Annotated in this window: 17 protein-coding genes; 5 read left to right on the top strand and 12 right to left on the bottom strand. The window is 64.2% G+C overall.

Annotated elements, in window-relative coordinates; genetic code table 11:
- Positions 1 to 74: 74 nt before the first annotated feature.
- Positions 75 to 908 (bottom strand): ergot alkaloid biosynthesis protein, encoded by an 834-nt coding sequence (locus tag GDR53_RS12955; protein WP_193334892.1) that lies wholly within the window; start codon positions 906 to 908, stop codon positions 75 to 77.
- Complete coding sequence (locus GDR53_RS12960) at positions 905 to 1,366, bottom strand: nuclear transport factor 2 family protein (RefSeq protein WP_193334893.1); 462 nt, start codon at positions 1,364 to 1,366, stop codon at positions 905 to 907. Before GDR53_RS12960 ends, GDR53_RS12955 begins: the two co-directional genes overlap by 4 nt.
- A 58-nt stretch (positions 1,367 to 1,424) precedes the next feature.
- Here GDR53_RS12960 and GDR53_RS12965 point away from each other — a divergent pair, with 58 nt between their 5' ends.
- Entirely contained in the window at positions 1,425 to 2,072 is a 648-nt protein-coding gene (locus GDR53_RS12965; RefSeq protein ID WP_210321334.1) for a TetR/AcrR family transcriptional regulator, read from the top strand.
- Positions 2,073 to 2,163: 91 nt separating this feature from the next.
- Here GDR53_RS12965 and GDR53_RS12970 read toward each other — a convergent pair whose 3' ends face one another.
- The 9 genes from GDR53_RS12970 to GDR53_RS13010 form a co-directional block, all read right to left on the bottom strand.
- Positions 2,164 to 3,243: an alkene reductase gene (locus GDR53_RS12970; RefSeq protein ID WP_193334894.1), complete on the bottom strand. Its 1,080-nt coding sequence runs from the start codon at positions 3,241 to 3,243 to the stop codon at positions 2,164 to 2,166.
- A gap of 308 nt (positions 3,244 to 3,551) precedes the next feature.
- Positions 3,552 to 4,043, bottom strand: a complete 492-nt coding sequence (locus GDR53_RS12975; RefSeq protein WP_193334895.1) for a chemotaxis protein CheW — start codon at positions 4,041 to 4,043, stop codon at positions 3,552 to 3,554.
- Positions 4,043 to 6,127 (bottom strand): methyl-accepting chemotaxis protein, encoded by a 2,085-nt coding sequence (locus GDR53_RS12980; protein WP_232846621.1) that lies wholly within the window; start codon positions 6,125 to 6,127, stop codon positions 4,043 to 4,045. Before GDR53_RS12980 ends, GDR53_RS12975 begins: the two co-directional genes overlap by 1 nt.
- 370 nt (positions 6,128 to 6,497) lie before the next feature.
- Positions 6,498 to 8,114, bottom strand: a complete 1,617-nt coding sequence (locus GDR53_RS12985; protein WP_193334896.1) for an EAL domain-containing protein — start codon at positions 8,112 to 8,114, stop codon at positions 6,498 to 6,500.
- A 142-nt stretch (positions 8,115 to 8,256) separates the two neighbouring features.
- A complete protein-coding gene (sseA, locus tag GDR53_RS12990; RefSeq protein WP_193334897.1) occupies positions 8,257 to 9,090 on the bottom strand; it encodes a 3-mercaptopyruvate sulfurtransferase in 834 nt (277 codons plus the stop codon).
- A gap of 57 nt (positions 9,091 to 9,147) precedes the next feature.
- On the bottom strand, positions 9,148 to 10,212 hold the full coding sequence (locus GDR53_RS12995; protein WP_193334898.1) for an ABC transporter ATP-binding protein: 1,065 nt from the start codon (positions 10,210 to 10,212) through the stop codon (positions 9,148 to 9,150).
- A gap of 2 nt (positions 10,213 to 10,214) precedes the next feature.
- Complete coding sequence (locus tag GDR53_RS13000) at positions 10,215 to 11,006, bottom strand: ABC transporter permease (RefSeq protein ID WP_193334899.1); 792 nt, start codon at positions 11,004 to 11,006, stop codon at positions 10,215 to 10,217.
- Positions 11,003 to 11,887: an ABC transporter permease gene (locus tag GDR53_RS13005; RefSeq protein WP_193334900.1), complete on the bottom strand. Its 885-nt coding sequence runs from the start codon at positions 11,885 to 11,887 to the stop codon at positions 11,003 to 11,005. The genes GDR53_RS13000 and GDR53_RS13005 overlap by 4 nt, the downstream gene beginning before the upstream one ends.
- 114 nt (positions 11,888 to 12,001) lie before the next feature.
- Entirely contained in the window at positions 12,002 to 13,111 is a 1,110-nt protein-coding gene (locus tag GDR53_RS13010; RefSeq protein ID WP_193334901.1) for an ABC transporter substrate-binding protein, read from the bottom strand.
- Positions 13,112 to 13,543: 432 nt separating this feature from the next.
- Between GDR53_RS13010 and GDR53_RS13015 the strand changes: the two genes are divergently transcribed.
- The 4 genes from GDR53_RS13015 (at position 13,544) to GDR53_RS13030 (ending at position 18,659) form a co-directional block, all read left to right on the top strand.
- Positions 13,544 to 14,809, top strand: a complete 1,266-nt coding sequence (locus GDR53_RS13015; protein ID WP_193334902.1) for an imelysin family protein — start codon at positions 13,544 to 13,546, stop codon at positions 14,807 to 14,809.
- Positions 14,810 to 14,984: 175 nt separating this feature from the next.
- Positions 14,985 to 16,496, top strand: coding sequence for a di-heme oxidoreductase family protein (locus GDR53_RS13020; RefSeq protein ID WP_193334903.1), 1,512 nt, complete (start codon positions 14,985 to 14,987; stop codon positions 16,494 to 16,496).
- On the top strand, positions 16,496 to 17,566 hold the full coding sequence (locus GDR53_RS13025; RefSeq protein ID WP_193334904.1) for an imelysin family protein: 1,071 nt from the start codon (positions 16,496 to 16,498) through the stop codon (positions 17,564 to 17,566). The genes GDR53_RS13020 and GDR53_RS13025 overlap by 1 nt, the downstream gene beginning before the upstream one ends.
- Position 17,567: 1 nt before the next feature.
- On the top strand, positions 17,568 to 18,659 hold the full coding sequence (locus tag GDR53_RS13030) for a DUF1513 domain-containing protein (RefSeq protein ID WP_193334905.1): 1,092 nt from the start codon (positions 17,568 to 17,570) through the stop codon (positions 18,657 to 18,659).
- A gap of 1 nt (position 18,660) precedes the next feature.
- Here GDR53_RS13030 and GDR53_RS13035 read toward each other — a convergent pair whose 3' ends face one another.
- The gene (locus GDR53_RS13035) at positions 18,661 to 19,569 is read right to left on the bottom strand and encodes a S66 peptidase family protein (RefSeq protein WP_193334906.1); all 909 of its coding nucleotides are present in this window, start codon (positions 19,567 to 19,569) and stop codon (positions 18,661 to 18,663) included.
- Positions 19,570 to 19,610: the final 41 nt, after the last annotated feature.

Here is a 19,610-nt window from a genome sequence, read left to right on the forward strand (position 1 = left end):
GTTTGTTGCCTAATGTCGACCGGGGCATGGACCCGTCGCCTTGGGATGGCTGCGCGCCGATAGATGGCAGCGCCCTAGGGCGTCCATACCGGCGCGTTGCAGGACACGAAGTCAGCAAAGGAAGCGGGGCGGCGACCGGTCATGCTGAGCACACTGTCGGTGATGCGGTCTTCGACTCCGCCAGCGATGGCGGTGTCCATGGCGGCCAGCGATGGCGCGAAGGCTGCGGGAACGCCATAGGAGACAAAGCGATCGGACAGCTTTGCCTCGGTCAGACGATGGTGCCGGACAGGCCTGCCGGTCTGCTTGCCCAGAAGGCGGGCGACCTCGTCATAAGAGAGCGTCTCCGGCCCGGTCAGGACCAGATCGCCGCTGGCGAGGTCGGTAGCGGTAAGACCGGCCACGGCCACTGCCGCGATATCCTCGGCGTCGATGAAGCCGATGCGGCCGTCCCGGGTGGCCGAATAGATGGCATTGTCGGACAGGATGGTGGGCAGGTGCTGCTGTTCGGAAAAGTTCTGCATGAACCAGCTGGGACGCAGTACCAGCCAGGACGGCGCGTGCTGGCGCAGCCAGGCATGGACCTGGCCCATCAGCGGTCCGCCTTCCTCGAGCGATGAGGCGCTGAGCAAGACGAAGCGGGTCACGCCGCGTTCAAGCGCCAGTTCCAGAAAGGGTCGCATGATGGCAAGGGGATCGACCACCCCGGGCGGGGCCACCAGATAGACCGCGCCGATGCCATCGAGGGCTGTCGCATGGGTCCGCGGGTCGGTCCAGTCGAAGGCTACGCTGTGCGGGCTTGTGGCGGAACGCATGGCCAGGCGCGGCTGGAGCGCGCGGGCCTGCAACTGTTCGACGAGGCGCCGACCCGTCTTGCCGGTGGCGCCGGTCACCAGAATGGTGCTCATGAGGACCGTCCCGGCAAGGCCGCAATGGGATCGCTGGCGCCCAGGGCGGCCATCACCACGAGCGGGTTCCAGTAGTCGAGATAGGTGGCGATGCGACCCTGCTCGAGCGTGATCACCGAGATATAGCGCTGCCGATAGGGCAGGCCGGTGGCCGCGCCCCGGCCGGTGCAGGCAAATTGCAGGATGAAGGTGCCGGGGGTCTGGCTGGCATGGACGACAAGATCGCTAAAGCTGTCGATCTCCAGCAGGCCCGACAGGCTTGCCAGATGCTGTCGCACAGCCGCGCGGCCAACGAGCCGCAGGGGTTGATCGGCCGTGGCAAAGGGGAATTCCATCACGCCATCTTCGGCCATCATGTCGACGAAGCCGGTGGCGCCTGGGTCGAGATGGTCGCCCAAGGCGGTGCGCAGAAGCGCGGCAAAGCCGGGGATGGTGTCTGGACTTGTCGGGTTTTTCATCGGATACACTCATTTTGGACGGAACGGTAGTGTTCCGTTGATATGTAGGTCGGTGTGGATGATACGCAAGCGTTCCGTCGAAAATAGTGATGCCAAGCCGCGCCGGGTCGCCACGGGGGCCGCCATCATGCAGCCTGCCGTCACCGATGCGCTGACACGGGCGCTGTTCGAGGACTGGGCCGAGCATGGGTATGTCGGCATCAGCCTCGAGCGGGTGGCCCAGCGTGCCGGGGTGGGCAAGGCGGCGCTCTATCGGCGCTGGCCGTCCAAGCTGGCCATGGTCAGCGAACGGCTCAACCATGTCGGCATCGACCTGGCGTCGCTGGAGGACACGGGCACGCTGGAAGGCGATACCAGGGCCATGCTGCTGCAGTTGCGGCGGGTGCTGCGCCACCGCCTGGTGCGGCGTATCCTGCCGGACCTGCATGCCGAAATGCAGCGCAATCCGGCCCTGGCCGCCGATGTGCGCGGCCGGGTGCAGGTGGAGCGCCGTGGCCGCGCCGCCAGCGTGGTGCAGCGGGCCATCGAGCGCGGTGAGCTGAAGGCCACGACCGACGTGGCTCTCTTTAACGATGCCGCGGGGGGGATGCTCTACTGGCGCGTCATCATCACGCGCGAAACGGCCGATCGCGCCTATATTGAGGGGCTGGTGCAGTTCATTCTGGGCGGGCTTTCGCCCGAGCAAACAGGAAGGCCGCCGGGATGAACCGGCGGCCTTCTGGGTTTTAGTCGATGCAGTCTCGTTCACCCGGCGGATGGCTTGACCATAATGCCGGGGAAGGGCGCCGCCGGTGCGATCAGGCTGCGGTGGGGTAGTCGGTATAGCCCTCGGCGCCGCCGCCATAAAGCGTGGCCGGGTTCAGCTCGGCCAGGGGGGCGCCGGACTGCAGGCGCGCCACCAGATCGGGATTGGCGATGAAAGGGCGACCGAAGGCGAAGAGGTCGGCCTTGCCCGCAGCCAGACGCTCGTTGGCCAGCGCCAGATCATAGTTGTTATTGGCGATATAGGTGCGGCTGAAGGCCTGGCGCAGCGCGTCAAAGTCGAAGGGGGCCACATCGCGCGGGCCGCCGGTGGCGCCCTCGATGACGTGGATATAGGCGAGGCCCAGCTTTTCCAGTTCGGCCACGATATAGTTGAACTGGGTCTGCGGATCGCTGCAGGTGATGCCATTGGCCGGGGTGGTTGGCGACAGGCGGATGCCGGTGCGGCCGGCGCCGACTTCGGCGATGACGGCGGCAGTGACTTCGAGCATCAGGCGGGCGCGGTTCTCAACAGAGCCACCATAGGCGTCGGTGCGGATATTGGCGCCGTCCTTGGCGAACTGGTCGAGCAGATAACCATTGGCGCCGTGCACTTCGACGCCGTCGAACCCGGCTGCGATGGCATTGGCTGCCGCCTTGCGGAAGTCGGCGACAATGCCGGGCAGCTCATCGAGCGCCAAGGCGCGGGGCGTGGACGTGTCAAAGAAGCCGCCATTGACGAAGGTCTTGGCTTCGGCGCGGATTGCCGATGGGGCGACGGGCGCGCCGCCCTCAGGCTGCAGGTCGACATGGGAGACACGGCCCACATGCCAGAGCTGGAGCACGATCTTGCCGCCGGCCTGATGCACGGCATCGGTGACGGTGCGCCAGCCGGCGACCTGCTCGGGGGTATAGATGCCGGGGGTGTCCTGGTAACCCTGGCCCTGCTGGGAAATCTGGGTGGCCTCGGCGATCACCAGGCCGGCGGAGGCGCGCTGGGCATAATATTGGGCGGCGAAGGGGCCGGGAACAAAGCCGGCAGCTGCCCGGTTTCGGGTCAGCGGCGCCATGACGATACGGTTGGCCAGGCTGATGTCGCCCACGGTATAGGGGGTGAACAGGGTCGTGTTGGACATGGTGGTCTTTCAAAAAGGTCAGGATCAGGCACGTGAACGGCGAGCAGGCGCGCGGGGAGCGCGCCCTTGTGGCGTCGGCATGGCCGAAGCCGTGGCTTGCGCCATGGACGGGAACAAAGTGTAGCGATTGTTGTGATGACGGACAGCGCACCGGCAAGCGCCGGTTCGCTGATGCATATATGATGCTGCCAAATCAAACATCAAGGACACGGCCGGAGTGTGCCGGCCTTGTCCGCGCGAAAAGCCAAGGCCGCCGGAGTGAACCGACGGCCTTTTTCTTTGCGTATTGCTGCGCAGGCGCAGGTCGGCTAGTTGCCCGGATAAGAGGGGAACATGGCGGCCAGGTTGAGGATGGCGATGAGGCGGTCCTCGTTCTTGAACATGCCTGACACCATGGCATTGGCGCGATCGCCGCCCGAAAGCGGCACGGGCCGGAGGTCCTCGGGCTGGGCAAAGATGATGTCGGAAACGGTATCGACCAGAAGGCCCACATCCTGGTTTTGCAGCGACACCACCAGCACGACCTGGCCGGTATTAATCTCGCTGCCATAGCCGCCGAGCATCACGGCCAGATCATAGACTTGGACGACCGAGCCGCGGATATCGAGCACGCCCTTGGCGCCATGCGGCTGGTCCGGCAGTGCGGTGGTTGGCGACCAGGAGCGGATCTCGCGCACGGACATGATGTCGATGCCGAAGGCCCGGTCGCTGCAGGTGAAGGTGACAAACTGATCGAGCGTGCGGACCTCTACGGGGACCTCTGCCGTCATCCGGCCGTCGTGGAAGGAGACAGAAGCCATCAGAACTCGCTCCATTCCTGCTTGATGGCGGCATTGCCATTGCTGAGATAGGACTTGGCGGCACTGGTGACGCGAGCCTGCAGGGCGCGAACACCGCCCTGCTTCTGGGGCTGGGGAGCCGCTTCGCGGCGTGCCGGGGCGCGGGCGGCGCCATCGAGCACGAAGATCTCGACAATGCGATCAAGGTCGTTGGCCTGGCCTTCGGTCTGCTCGATGGCCGCATTGGTCTGTTCCACCAGAGCGGCATTGTGCTGAGTCATCTCATCCATCTGGCGGATGGCGGTGGTGACTTCGGCGATCGAGCTGGACTGTTCCTGGCTGGCCGAGGAGATGGCCTCGATCAGGGTGGCGCTTTCGCGGACGCCGTCGAGCATGGAGGTGAGCTTGTTGGTGGCTTCAGCGACCAGCTTGGAGCCGCCGGTGACTTCACTGGCCGACTGCTCGATCAGGACCTTGACCTCGGCAGAGGCGCTGGCAGCGGACTGGGCGAGGCGACGGACTTCGACGGCCACCACGGCAAAGCCCTTGCCGGCATCGCCAGCACGGGCAGCTTCGACCGAGGCGTTCAGCGCCAGCAGATTGGTCTGGAAGGCAATGTCGTCGATCAGGCCGATAATATTGGAAATCTTGGCCGAGGAGGACGAGATGCGTTCCATGGCCTGGTTGGACTGGCGCATGACTTCGCCGGTTTCTTCCGCCGTCTGAGATACCGACTTTGCCCTGGAGCTCGCTGAGCCGGCGCGCTTGGCATTGTCCGTCACGGTGACAGCCAGTTGTTCCATGGCGGCCGAGGTCTCTTCGATCGCGGCAGCCTGCTTGGTGGTGCGTTCGGCCAGATCATTGGTGCCGGCGAGGATTTCGCCAGTAGCCGACTTGAGGGCGCCCGAGGTGCTGCGCAGCTGGCCGACAATGTCAGCGAGCTTGTCGCCAACGGCATTCATGTCATCACGCAGTTCGGCAAAGGCGCCCTGATAGGTGCCTTCCATGCGCTTGGTCAGATCGGCCTGGGCCAGAGCGGCGAGCACCTTGCCGGCCTCGGCCAGGCCGGTATTGACGGTCTCGACCATGCCGTTGAAGTTGGCCGAGATGCGGTCGATGTCCTTGTCGTCGAAATGGGCGTCGATACGCTTGGAGAAGTCGCCCTGGGCGGTGGCGGCGATGACCGCATCAAAGGACGTCTGGAAGTTGCCCATCATCTGGGCACGGTCTGCATTGATCTTGGCGCGGGCGGCGTCTTCAAGGCTCATTTCGGCGACCTTGATGCCGTTTTCGCGGAACACCTGGACAGCGGCGGCCATGGCGCCGAGCTCGTCGCCGCGGCTCATATAGGGAATGGTGGACTGCAGATCACCCGTGGCCAGGGTAGACATGCGGTCGGTGATCACGCGGATGGGCTTGGCGATCGCCTTGCTGCCGAAAATGGCCGAGCCGATCAGGGTGGCAATGACAAGGGCGCCCATGATCAGACCGATAAGCTGACCCTGAGCCATCTGCGCATGAGATGCGGCAGCGGCGGCGACTCTCGCTTCTTGGGTTGCTGCTGTGAGTTCAGCGATGGTATCGCCGATACCCTGAGAGTTGGGCTTCTGGTCTACCAAGAGCTTGGCGAGTTGCGCTGCTAGCGCGGCACCGTTGGCGCTGGGCTGGGTCGCAAGAGCGAGCTGCCCCTTGATTACCTCTGCGATCTGAACGGTCAAATCCAGATAATTCTGAGCGAATTGCTCAGCCGTGGCGATCCGGTCCAGGTTGGCCTGCAGTAGCATGTTGCCGGCGGACGAGGTAAAGGAGGAAACCATGACGTCATGCTTTGCCAGCAAGTCCTCAACTGCCAGGTCAACCGCTTCGGCTGTCGCGGCCAGACGGATGTCGCGCGAGGCGTTGCGCATGCCGGCATAGGCGATGATGGCCTGATCGAGATCCTGGCCGACCGAGATCTGCCGAGATTCCTTGTCGGCATAGGACAGGGTCGCGGCGTTGCTGTAGAGCGTCACGCCAAGCATGATGGCCACCAGGGCGATGCCCAGGCTGGCGACAAGGGTGAGCTTCAATCCGATGGTCAGTTTGGACTTTGCGGGGTTGGACACGGTGGGATCATTTTCTATTGTTGGAAGCGGCCAATGGCAGCGGAATTGCCACAAAGGGTGCGCAGGCGCAGGGTGGCGGACACGAGCGGAGAAATTCGCTCATCGCAATGTCTGGAATTTGTGCCAAAAGGTCATGCAGCAACAAAAGCAGCCCTGAGGGGCAGTCAAAGGCGAGCCAGATTTAATGCTGGAGGCGCATTTAAGATCTTTGCCAGCAAGACACTAACAAGGTCGTAATTATTCCACGCACCGTGCCGGCGCGGGCTGGAATGGCCAATCGTCAGTTGTTTCGTACGTTTTCGTACAGTCGATGGGTGCCGAGCGGGGGCAGCGGCACGCGCCAGCGTCGCTGCCGGGCGTCAGGCCGGGGTCAGTTATTGGCGACGAGCTGGGGTCGCATGGGGGTCGGCACGGACTGGTCGGCGAGGAACTGGACGAAGCGGGTGATGTCGATCGGGCGCGAGATCAGGTAGCCCTGGATGAAATCGACCTGCCCGGTGGCCCGCAGCATGAGCATGCGTTCGGGGGTTTCGACACCTTCGACGGTGATGCGATGGCCGGCGGCGTGGATCATGTCGATGGCGTTGAGCATCATGCGCGCCATCAGGCTGCCATCGGCCGACATGGCGAAGGAGCGGTCGAGCTTGACACCATCGACGGGCAGCCGCGCCAGGTTCTCGATATTGGAGTAGCCGGTGCCGAAATCGTCGAGATGGGTCTTTATGCCAAAGCGGCGCAGGGCGTCGATCTCGCGCTGGGCATGTTCGGTCTGCAACTGTTCGGTTTCGACAATCTCGATCACGGCGTCAAAGCGCTGGTTGAGGGCCTCAAAGATCAGCAGCGTGTCGCGCAGCCAGACGGCGTCGAGATCGCGCGGGAAGATGTTGAAGTTGACCTGCAGGCGATAGGCGGACGGAATCTGGGCCGACAGTTCTTCGCAAGCCTTGGCGACGACATATTCGGTCAGCTGGCGGCCGAGGCCGAGCTTTTCGACGACCGGCAGGAACTGGTCGGGATAGACAGTAGCGCCATCGACGTCACGCCAGCGCACGAGCACCTCGCAGCCACTGATCTTGCCGGTGGCCAGCGAGAGGATCGGCTGGTAGGTGCATAGAATGCTCTGCGGCGTGAAATGGCGATGAAACCGCGCCTCAAAGCTCCAGAAGCGCCGCAGCAGAGCGTGGATCTGGCCACTGATGCCCAAAGCCAGAAACCCGCCGAGCAGGATGGCGAGCGCGACACCGCGCAGGTTGGCTGTGACGACGTCGACCAGGGACGCCGTGGTTGCCATGCAGATGGTGCCATCCGGCAGGCAGGTCATGTCCGCATAAGCGCCGTCGTGCAGCGGAAAATAGCGCGCGAACGGCCCGTCAGTGGTGCGTACCGAGGCAAATATCCCTGACTGGCCAGCGCGGGGCCAGTATTGCCCACTGGCAGCGACGTCCACCATCTGAAACCGCATCCAATCGGAAGACTGTGCGACTTCATCGACTGGCGGGGTAACAATGCCGATCCCGTCGTCTACAAGAATGGTGCCTGTCAGGCCGGATCGTCCGATAAAATCGAGGGGTCTGTCGTACCAGATCAACAGCCCGTCCCGATCCGATACCACGTCCGGTGCCCCCAAGTCGTAAGGCTGGATATCTGCGGTCACCGTGCACTGCACGACGCCATCGGGTGCATAGAGGAATTCATTGAGACCGTCCGGCAGGAAGGCAACCTGTCGCAACTGGTCATGAAAGACGGGCGAACAGGGGGCGGCGGTTACGATGTCCGTGATTGCAGCAAATGTCGCGGCAACGTTCTCGCGTAGGCGCAAGTGCGGTTCCAGCATGTGCTGGGCCTCGGTGACCATCTTCTGGTGGACGAACTGGCCGCCAAGTATTGCTCCGGCCAATACCACAACCGCGAAGGTCGCCAGCCAGAGGCCCAGGCCAAGATAGCGTTGATGGGCACGGTCAATCAGTAGCGAAACGAACCTGGGCATCGGAAATCTCGGCTAGGATAATAGCTCCTAACGGCATTTGTGCAGGTTAAGTTCTAAAGGAAGATTTAAACAGCTCGGTCGAATACTTGGACGTGCGGGGCGACAGCGACGATTGACCGCTGTCGGACGGCCGGACCAGACCTCAGGTCTCGATTTCGGCATCGGTGCGGCTGCCCCATTCGGTCCAGGAGCCGTCATAGACTGCTACCGACGGAGCGCCGGCCAGCTCGGCGGCGAGGGCCAAAGTGGCCGCGGTGATGCCGGAGCCGCAGGTGGTGATCAGCGGCTTGCTTAGATCGATGCCGCGCTCGGCAAACAGGGTGGCCAGTTGTTCAGGCGATTTCATCTGACCGGCTTCGGTCAGCATGCTCACGGGCAGGTTGGTGGAGCCGGGAATATGGCCGGCGCGCAGGCCTTTGCGGGGCTCTGGCACTTCGGCATGAAAGCGCTGGGCCGGGCGTGCATCGGCGATCTGGACCGCGCCATCCTGGCTGCGGGCGCGGACGGTATCGAAATCGACGACGCGGGCGGCGTCGAAACGGGCCTGAAAGGTCTGGCGCGGGCGGGCGACCAGACCCACTTCGGTGGGGCGGCGCTCGGCGCGCCATTTGGGGCCGCCGCCGGCAAGGATGCGCACATCGCGCGCGCCCATGGCCAGAAAGGTCCACCAGACGCGGGGGGCGGAGAACAGGCCGATCTCGTCATAGATGACGATGGTCATGGTATCGGCAATGCCCAGGGCGCCCACCATACGGGCAAAGGCGGCCGGCGCGGGCAGCATGTGGGGCAGGGGGCTGTCGGTGTCGGCAACGCCGTCGATGTCGAAGAAGACGGCGCCTGGAATGTGGCCGGCCAGATAGTCGGCCTGGGCGTTGCGCGCGGCATTGGGCATATGCCAGCTGCCGTCCAGCACCACCAGGTCGGGGTCGCTCAGATGGGCAGCCAGCCAGTCGGTGGTTACGAACGGGTCATTCACGGCGATACCTCTGATTGCCACAAGAGGATGGCCCTGTGGCGTGTAGAGGTCAAATGCCTAGTTGGCGAGGACCAAAAGGTCCTTGCTGGCCAGGCTGATGGTGATGGGCTCGCCGCGCTGGGGCGGTGCGGAGCGCTGATCGTTGAAGGTATCAAGACTGAGCGTGTTGCCCCCCAGCTTGACGCGCAGGCGGATCACCGAGCCGAGGAATGTGACGTCGGCTATGGTGCCGCTCAAAGTAATGTCATTGCCCTCGCGCGGCCCGACGCAGGCGACTTCGGGGCGCAGCGTCAGCGTGGTGGGGGCATTGGCGGTCGCACCGGCGGGAAGATGGGGAACCGTCACCGTCTGGCCATCGATCGAAACGGTCTGGGCGGCCGGGTCGAGCACGGTCGCGTCGATATTGTTGAGCTGGCCGACAAAGGTGGCGACGAAGCGGGTGGCGGGCTGGTTATAGATCTCGTGCGGGGCGCCGAGCTGCTCGATATTGCCGGCATGCATGACCACGATGCGGTCGGAGATCGACAGAGCCTCTTCCTGATCATGGGTGACAAAGACGGTGGTAATGCCCAGATCGAGCTGGATGGCGCGGATTTCCTCGCGCAGCGAGACGCGGATCTTGGCGTCGAGCGCCGAGAGCGGCTCATCGAGCAGCAGCATGCGCGGGCGCGGGGCGATGGCGCGGGCCAGGGCGACGCGCTGCTGCTGACCGCCGCTCATCTCATAGGGGTAGCGCTTCTCGTAGCCGGGCAGGCCGATGAGCTTGAGCATTTCCTCGACCCGGGCGCGCCGCTCCTCGGCCGGCATGCCGGCGATCTTGAGGCCAAAGCCGATATTGTCGCCCACATTGAGATTGGGAAACAGGGCATAGGCCTGGAAGACCATGCCGAGCTGGCGCTGGTTGGGCTTGAGCGTGGTGATGTCGTGGCCATCGACGCGGATGGAGCCGGCCGTGGGCGACTCGAAGCCGGCGATCATGCGCAGGATGGTGGTCTTGCCGCAGCCGGAGGGGCCGAGCAGGGAGATGAACTCGCCCTTGTCGAAGGCGAAGCTGACATCCTTGACCACCGTGGTGGTGCCGAACGTCTTGGTGAGGTTCTGGACTTCGAGGAAGGCGGCCATGGTCAGTCGGTCCTGGCGGAAGTGCGGGGAGCGAAGCGGCCGAGCACGTTGATCATGGCCATGGCGCCCCAGGTGATGATGAAGGAGATAACGGCCAGAGCCGCCGGCTCATAGGCGCGGTTGGCGCCGATATTCTGCAGATAGGGCCCGAAGGCAGGGCGGTTGAGCAGGCTGGCAATGGTGAATTCGCCGATGACGATGGCGAAGGTCAGAAAGGCGCCGGACAGCACCGCCACCAGGATATTGGGCAGGATGATGCGGGAAATGATCTGGAAGGTGTTGGCGCCGGCGATCTGGGCCGCCTCGGTCAGCGTCTGCACGTCGATGGTGCGCATGCCGGTATCGACCGCGCGATAGGTATAGGGCATGGCCAGGGTAACGTAGCCGCAGATGAGCAGGATATCGGTGCCCAGGGCGCTGCCGGTAAAGGGAATGAGCGAGCTCGAATTGTAGAGCCGGATATAGCCATAGACCAGTACGATGGCCGGAATGATCAGCGGCAGCAGCGTCACGAATTCCATGAAGGGGCGCAGCCAGGGCAGGCGCAGGCGCACGAAATAGACGGCCGGCACGATGACCAGAATGCCCACGACGATGGCAAAGATGCCGATGACGACCGAATAGCCGAAGGTGGCCTGGAAGCGCGGGTCGGAGAACACCGACAGATAGGAATCGAAGCTGTAATAGCCGCGCCGCATCTTGAGCGAGAACTCGACGGTGGCGATCAGCGGGATGATGAAATAGGCGGCGCCGGTGAGGAAGACTACCCAGGGCCAGAAGCGGGATTTTTTCATTTCATCCACCTTTCGGCCCGGGCGGCAATGAACAGGTAGATGATATTGGCCGTGGCGGTGATGACGATCATGCCCAAAGCCAGCGCGGCGCCGAGACCCGGATTCTGCAGCGCGTCGCCGCGGATCTGGGCATAGAGCAGCACGGGCACGATGTTGAGCGAGGAGCCGGTCAGCGCATAGGCGGTGGCGATGGCGCCAAAGGCATTGGCGAAGAGCAGGGACAGGGTGCCCAGAAAGCTGGGCCACAGAATGGGCAGGCCGACATAGCGCCAGAACTGCCAGGGCGATGCGCCCAGAATGGCGGCAGCCTCGCTCCATTCCTTCTTGAGGCCATCAATGGCCGGCGCGATGATCAGGATCATCAGCGGAATCTGGAAATAGAGATAGGTGATCGTCAGACCCCAAAAGCTCAGCAGGTTGAAGCCGGAGCGGTAGAGATCGACCCCGATCAGCTTGAGGATGATGGTGACCAGGCCCAGCCGGCCCAGGGTCGAGATGAAGGCAAAGGCCAGCGGCACGCCGGCAAAGTTGGAGGCGACGCCGGAAAAGGTCATCACCGCCGAGCGCAGTCCCTCGGGCAGCTTGCCGCGAATGATGGCCAGGGTCATGGCCAGGCCGATCAGCGCGCCCAGAATGGCCGATGCCGCCGAGATGCGGATCGAGATGGAATAGGCCGCCATGATTTGCGGCGTGAAGAGGGCGTAGATATTGTCGAGGGTGAACTGTCCCTGCGGGCTGACGAAGGCGGCGCCGAGCAGGTAGACGGTAGGCAGGACGAGGAACATCACCACGAAGATGACGAAGGGGGCGACGCCCAGCCATTCAAAGGACAGGCGGCGGCGGGGTTTCGGTACCGGTGCCGGTGCGGGAAGGTCGGTCATCAAGCTGCCCCAGTAGACCTCATGGTGCGCCCGTCGAGCCCCGAAAAGCCGGTGCGACAGGCCTGGATCCAGCCACGACCCGAGGGTCGTGGCTGGCGTCGTGACGGAACAGGCTTACTCGGCGACGTTGGCGCCGACGACGGCGTCCCACTGGCCGGTGATCAGCGCCTTGGCTTCGTTCTGCTGCTCGATCGAGGGGAAGATCGCCTTGGCATAGGCGTCAGCCGGCGGCAGGGCATCGAGCAGATCCTGCGGGATCAAGCCGGCTTCGGACATGGCGTTGAAGCGGATCGGGTGGCAATAGCCCTTGAGCCAGCCGAGCTGACCTTCGTCCGAATAGAGATATTCCATCCAGAGCTTGGCAGCGTTGGGGTGCGGCGCATGGGCCGAGATGGCCTGGACATAAACGCCGGCGACGACACCGGTGGCCGGCACGACGATCTCGGCGGCCGGATTGCCTTCGAAGCTGTCGCGGAAGGCGAGCAGGTTGTAGTCCCAAGCGATCAGCACGGGCGTGGTGCCCTGGGCAACCGAAGCGGCCTTGCCGATGACGGGAACGAAATTGCCGGCGGCATTGAGTTCGGCGAAGAAATCGAGGCCAGCCTGGGCGGCGCCCTCGTGGCTGCCGGTCTTGCCGACACCAGCGGCGTAAACGCCCTGGATGGCCTGGTTGGAAGCGCGTGGGTCGCCGGCCAGGGCGACAGAATTGGCATATTCCGGCTTGGTCAGATCGGCCCAGTCGGCGGGCACGGCGGACACCAGATCGGTGTTCACCAGCATGCCCATCACGCCATAGTAGTCGCCATACCAGAAGCCTTCTTCATCCTTGGCATCGGCCGGGATGTCGTCCCAGGTGGAGACCTTATAGGCCTGGATCAGGCCTTCTTCCTTGGCCTGGGGACCAAAGGACAGACCAACGTCTATCACGTCGGGCGCCTGCGGGCCGGTATTGCCGATATTGGCGCGGATGGCCTCGAGCTCGTCGGCCGAGCCGGCGTCAGGGTTGAGTTCGTTGACGGTGATGTCGGGGTACTTGGCCTTGAAGCCGGCGATCACGTCGCCATAACCACACCAGCTGTGCGGCAGGGCGATGGTGGTGAGCTGGCCTTCGGCCTTGGCGGCTGCGTAGAGCGCGTCGAGGTCGGCCTGGGCGAAAGCGGGCGCAGAAACGGCGAGCACGGCAAGCATCGACGCGGATGCGCCGAGGGACGTCTTGATGGACATGTTCAGTCTCCCTGAAAAGTCGTTCGTCAACGCCCGTTGGCGAGCGTCGCGGCGAACTGCGGAGGGAGTAGAGAGCGGGTATGACAGTGCGATGACGGAAGGGGCGCTGGCGACCATAGACTGTTGAGCGGGCTCGCCAGAGCGCATTCAGTCTTGCTTGTCCTGCCCCCCGATCGTGCCCCACGTCCGTCAGTCGCAATTGTGACAGTGGCCTATTGTGACAGTTTCGTCCAGATGGTCAAAAAATCATCGCTGGCGGGGGCGGATGGACCGGTTCCGATGCAAGTGGCGGGCCGGGTTGGGGAATTTCCCCGCAGGCCGGATTGGCCCGGTTGTTATAGTTTAGAATGCTTCCAAGTTATTGAAGTACCAATTGATTATCCAAGGTGACATTGATAGTCCGGTTTACAGAAATCCTTTGGAGGATCAGTGATGATCTCGTTCAGCACGCGCGGTCTGCGCCGTCTTGCCCTTGCCCTGACCCTGTCGGTCATGCCCGTAGCGGCCTTTGCCGCTCCGCCGGCGGAAGCCGATGTGCTCAGCCACTATGCCGACATTGCGCTGGCCAGCTATGAAGATGCGCTGAGTACGGCCAAGGCGCTCGATGCGGCCGTGGATGCGCTGATCACGGCCCCGAGCGACGCGACGCTGGAGGCGGCCCGGGCGGCCTGGAAGACGGCGCGCGTGCCCTATCAGCAGAGCGAGGCCTTCCGCTTCGGCAATCCCATTGTCGATGAATGGGAAGGACGGGTGAATGCCTGGCCGCTCGACGAAGGTCTGATCGACTATGTCGACGCCAGCTATGGCAGCGAGAGCGACAGCAATGGCCTCTATGTCGCCAATGTCATCGCCAATCCCAAGCTGGCCATTGATGGCGTCGAACTGGATGCGACCGAGATCACGCCGGCACTGCTGCAGACGCAGTTGCAGGAGGCGGCGGGCGTCGAGTCCAATGTGGCCACCGGCTACCACGCCATCGAGTTCCTGCTGTGGGGCCAGGACCTGAACGGCACCGGCCCAGGTGCCGGTGCACGACCCTTTACGGATTACTCGACGGCCGAGCATGCCGACCGCCGCGCCGCCTATCTCAAGGCGGCGTCGAGCCTGCTGGTCGCCGATCTCGAGGAGATGGTGGGCAACTGGACGGCGGACGGCGCGGCCCGGGCGGCCCTGCCCGAGCAGGGCATTTCGACCATCCTGACCGGCATGGGCTCGCTGAGCTTTGGCGAGGTGGCTGGCGAGCGCATGAAGCTGGGCCTGCTGCTGCACGATCCTGAAGAAGAGCATGACTGCTTTTCGGACAATACCCATGCCTCGCACCTCAATGATGCGGTGGGCATCCAGAACGTCTATCTGGGGCAATATACCCGCGTGGACGGCACAGTGATCGAGGGCCCATCGCTGGCCCAGGTTATCGCCGACAAGGATGCGGCATTGGACGGGGAAATCCAGGCGCTGCTGGCCGATACCGTCGCCAAGATGCAGGTCATGGCCGACCGCGCCGAGGGTGGCGAGGCCTATGACCAGCAGATCGGCGAAGGCAATGCAGAGGGTAATGCCGTGGTGCAGGCGGCGATCGACGGACTGATCGCCCAGACCCGCGGCATCGAGCGGGCCGTGGCGCTGCTCGAACTGGGCGATGCGGTGACGATCGAGGACAGTGACTCGCTGTCAAACCCGGATGCCGTGTTCCAATAGAAGGGCCAGCCTCCAAGGAGGCTGCCCCCTCCCGACCGCCCCTGCGACAGGGAGCAGATGCTCCACTCCAGGCATATGATAGCGGAGACGCCGCTGCCGGGTTTACCCGGCAGAATCCTCCCCCTATTCCGGGGGAGGCCGGAGAGGGTAACCTCTCCATAACCGGACAGACGCCATGAAAACCCGCCTCACCCTTGCCCTTGTTGCGCTGCTGGCCGGCGGGATTGTCTTTGCCCGGGATGGCGTCGTGCGAAGCGATCTGAAGCCGGAGGATCTGGTGCGGGTGCAGCAGGTGACGGCGCCGACAACGGACTTCAGCAAGGCCGAGAATTTCGAGGGCAAGCCGGCGGGCAAGGGCACGACGAGTTTTGCGCCCAATGCCGACTCCTTCAGCCACTTCCTCGACAATCTGAGCTTTGAACAGGAAGAGCAGTTCAAGCTGGGCAATGCGCTGTTCCGCAAGATCTGGGTGAGTTCGCCCAGTTCGACCCAAGCGTCGGACGGGCTGGGGCCGCTGTTCAATGCGCGTGGCTGCCAGAGCTGCCACATCAAGGACGGGCGCGGCCATCCGCCCTTCGAGGGGCAGGGTGAGAATGTGTCGATGTTCCTGCGCCTGTCGGTGCCGCCGGGGGCGGATGATCCGCGGCCGCGCATTGACGGGGTGACGGACGAAGAGGTGGGTGACCCCATCTATGGCGGCCAGCTGCAGGACTTTGCCGTGCCCGGCCTTGCGGCCGAGGGGCGGATGGTGATCGACTACAGCGACCTGCCGGTGACGCTGGGCGACGGTACGGTGGTGACGCTGCGGTCACCAGCCTATTCGGTTGCCGATCTCAATTACGGGCCGCTGGCGGATGACATCATGCTGTCGCCGCGGCTGGCCAATCCGATGAGCGGGCTGGGGCTGGTCGAGGCCATTCCGGCCGAAGACATCCTGGCCCATGCCGATCCTGAGGACAGCAATGGCGACGGCATTTCCGGGCGTGCCAACTGGACGATCGAACCGGTCAGCCAGTCGGTGATGCTCGGCCGCTTCGGCTGGAAGGCCGGCAAGGCCAGCGTGCGCAGCCAGTCGGCCGCTGCCTTTGCCGGCGATATCGGCATTGCCACGCCGCTCGTGGATGCGCCGCATGGCGACTGCACCACCAAACAGGCCGAATGCCTGGCCATGCCGACCGGCGTGCAGACGCGTCTGGGACCTTCCGAGGCGCCCGACCCAGTGCTCGACCTGGTGACCTTCTATGCGCAGACCCTAGGCGTGCCGGAGCGCCGCGATGTCGATGCGCCAGAAGTATTGCGCGGCAAGCAGGCGTTTTACGAGGCCGGTTGCGCCAGCTGCCACGTGCCCAAATTCGTCACCAGCCGGGACGCGGAGAATCCGGCCCACCGGTTCCAGCTGATCTGGCCCTATGGCGATTTCCTGCTGCATGACATGGGCGAGGGCCTGGCCGATCACCGGCCGGAGGGGCAGGCAGACGGCTATGAGTGGCGCACGGCGCCGCTCTGGGGGATCGGGCTGACAGAAACCGTTTCGGGGCACACATTTTTCCTGCATGATGGCCGCGCGCGCAATCTGACCGAAGCCATATTGTGGCATGGCGGAGAAGCCCAGGCGGCGCGCGACGACTTTGCCGGGATGTCGAAAGCCACCCGCGATGACCTGCTGAGCTTTCTGGGATCCCTTTGATGCGCTTGATGATAATTGCCGCGCTGATGCTCGCCTTTGCCGGGGCCGCATCGGCGCAGGAGACGACGCCCGGAGAAGTGCTGCACGCCGCCGTTGTCGATGTGATCCGCCCCAATATGCTGCGGCTTGACGCGGGCGCGCGCGGGCTCGACAGCGCCATGACCGCGCTCTGTGCCGTGCCGTCGCAGGATGGCGTGGCGATCGCAGCCCAGCAGTTCAAGCAGGTTGTAGGCGCCTATGGCAGGATCGACTTCCTGCGCATCGGGCCGCTGATGGAAGACAACCGGGCCGACCGTCTGCTGTTCTGGCCGGACCGGCGCGGTATCGGGCTCAAGCAGGTACAGGCGATCCTGGCCGAGGAAGATGCGACCGCGACCGACCTGGCCGGCCTGAGGGCCAAGAGTGTGGCCGTACAGGGACTGGGGGCGCTCGAATTCGTGCTGTTCGGCACCGGGGCAGAGAGCCTGACCGATGCGACAGGCGCGTTCCGCTGCGCCTATGGACAGGCGATTGCCGGCAATATTGCCGGCATGGCCAAGGAAATGGTGGCGGGGTGGTATGTGCCGGGTGGCATTGCCGACCATTTGCAGAGCCCGCAGCCGGACTATGCCGACTATCGCTCGGAAACCGAAGCCATGGAGGCGCTGGTGGGGCTGGTGTCGCACGGCTTGGAAGGGTTGCGCGACAAGCATCTGCTGCCGTTCATGGCCAGCGATGGCGGCCCCGCCAAGCCCAAGCTGGCAGCGTTCTGGCGCGCCGGCATGACAATGGCATTCGTGCGCGCCAATGTGGACGGCATGGCCGAGCTGGTCGCCCGTTCCGGGATGGCGCGGGCGGTGGGCGAGGCCAATCGGGGCCTCGACAACTCCATCCAGTTTGAATTCCGCAATGCGGTGCGGGCGCTCGACCTGGTGACGCTGCCGGTCGAGGCGGCGGTGGCCGACGACAAACAGGCGGCGGCGCTCAGTTATCTGGTGCTGGTGACCGGTTCGTTGCAGGCGATGGTCGGCGAGCAATTGCCAACGGCGCTCGGCCTCAGCGTCGGATTTTCCTCGCTGGACGGAGATTAGCATGTGGCAGCGCCGGGCGTTTCTGAAGGCGGCGGGGGCGGGCTTTGCCGCGAGCCTGCTGCCGCGTCAGGCGCTAGCGCTGGAGCAGACCGAACTGGTGTTTGCCAGCGCGGTGCAGACCGCCAGCGGGAACTATGGCGCCGTGCTGCTGGGCGAGGCGGGCGAGCTGATCGCCAGCATTGACCTGCCCGATCGCGGTCATGACATCACGCTGAGCCGCGAGGCCGGGCGCGGCGTGGTGTTCGCCCGCCAGCCGGGGACCTTTGCCGTGGTCTTCGACCCCAGCGGCAGGGAAGCGCCGGTGACGCTGACCAGCGTGGCGGGGCGGCACTTTTTCGGCCATGGCGTGTTCTCTCCGGACGGCAAGCTGCTCTACGCCACCGAGAGCGATTTTGAAGCCGCGCAGGGCGTGGTGGGGATATATGACGCCGGTGACGGCTATCGCCGGATCGGCGAATTTCCCACTTATGGCACCGGTCCGCATGAAATGTTGCTGATGCCCGATGGGGTCACGCTGGTGGTGGCCAATGGCGGGATCGAGACGCATCCCGATTATGGCCGGACCGAATTGAATCTCGAGACCATGGACCCTTCGGTGGTGTTCATCGACCGCCGCGACGGTGGCCTCGTGGGGCAGTTGCGGCTCGATTCCGGGCTGCACCAGCTATCGATCCGCCACATGGCGACTGATGGATGTGGCCGGGTCTGGTTCGGCTGCCAATATCGCGGCGCGCCCAGCGAGAGCCCGCAACTGGTGGGCTATGCCAGCATGGATGGCGACATCAGGCTGATCGAGTTGCCGCCCGGCACGCTGGCCGACCTGCGCAATTATGTCGGTTCGGTTGCCGCCTCGGCCGACGGGGCGACCATCGCGGTGTCCTCGCCTGAGGGCGACCTGCTGGTGGCGATCGACGTCGAGGGACGCCGACCGGTGCTGGCGCAGACGCTGCGCAATGGCTGTGGCCTGGCGCCGGACGGCACGGGATTTGTTGCCAGCAGCGGGCTGGGCGAACTGATCGGCATGGCCGGCGCGGCGCGGGAAACCAAGCGCTTCGACTTCCAGTTCGATAACCACCTGCTGCGGGTGGGGTAGCTTATCCTGCAACCCTGAGCTCGCGCCTGTCGGCATCAAGCGTCGTGGGTCGTCCCATCAGGATGCTTCTGGCGCCGGGGCCGTGACCGAGCGGGAGACCGCCCAGCAGCGGAATGCCGAGCGGCTGCAGATGCTCCCGCAACAGGTCGGTTATGGTCAGCGTGCCGCTCGGCTTGAAGTCGGTGAACTGCCCTATGGCAATGGCGGCGACACCATCAAGATGACCACCCTTGCGCAGCATGGTCAGTTGCCGGTCGACCTGCCCGATGAACATATTAACCGCTTCGAGCAGCAGGATGCAGCCATCCAGCGGGGGCAGGGCCCAGCCTGCCGCGGTGGCGATCATGTCAAGATTGCCGCCTAACAGAGCACCCTGGGCGGTGCCGCCTGTGGTGAGGCTGGCGGTTGGCTCTTCCGGCTGGGGCGTCAAGACAGTGGCCGGACTGCCCATCAGGATCGCCTTGAGCGGCGCAATATCGGCCTGCCTCTCCCAGTCCCGCTCATCGCCCTGAAACGCACCATGCACGGCCCCGCCAACGCCGTGCTTCCAGAGCGCCAGTTGCAGGATGGTGATGTCACTGAAGCCCACCACGAATTTGGGGTCGTTGCGGGCGGCGGCAAAATCGAGCGCGTCGGCAATGCGGTAGGATCCCTTGCCGCCGCGCGTGGCGAATATCGCCCTTACCTGCGGATCACGCAGTGCCGCGTTGACATCGTAAAGGCGCTGTTCGTCAGTGCCGGCCAGATAGTTCAACCGCTCAAAGGCATGTTCGCCAAAATCGACCTCCAGCCCCCAGTGCCGGAGAGCCTCGGCGGTTTCTTCGATATCTGACCGCTGACAGGGACTGGCTGGAGAGACGAAGCGGATCTTGTCGCCGGGCTGCAGCGGTCGCGGGAAAACAGCATTCATGAAATGGCCTCGCAGGACTCAAGGATAGAAGGCCAGGAAAA

Origin of the sequence: Devosia beringensis (assembly GCF_014926585.1) — a bacterium.
Lineage (GTDB): Bacteria > Pseudomonadota > Alphaproteobacteria > Rhizobiales > Devosiaceae > Devosia > Devosia beringensis.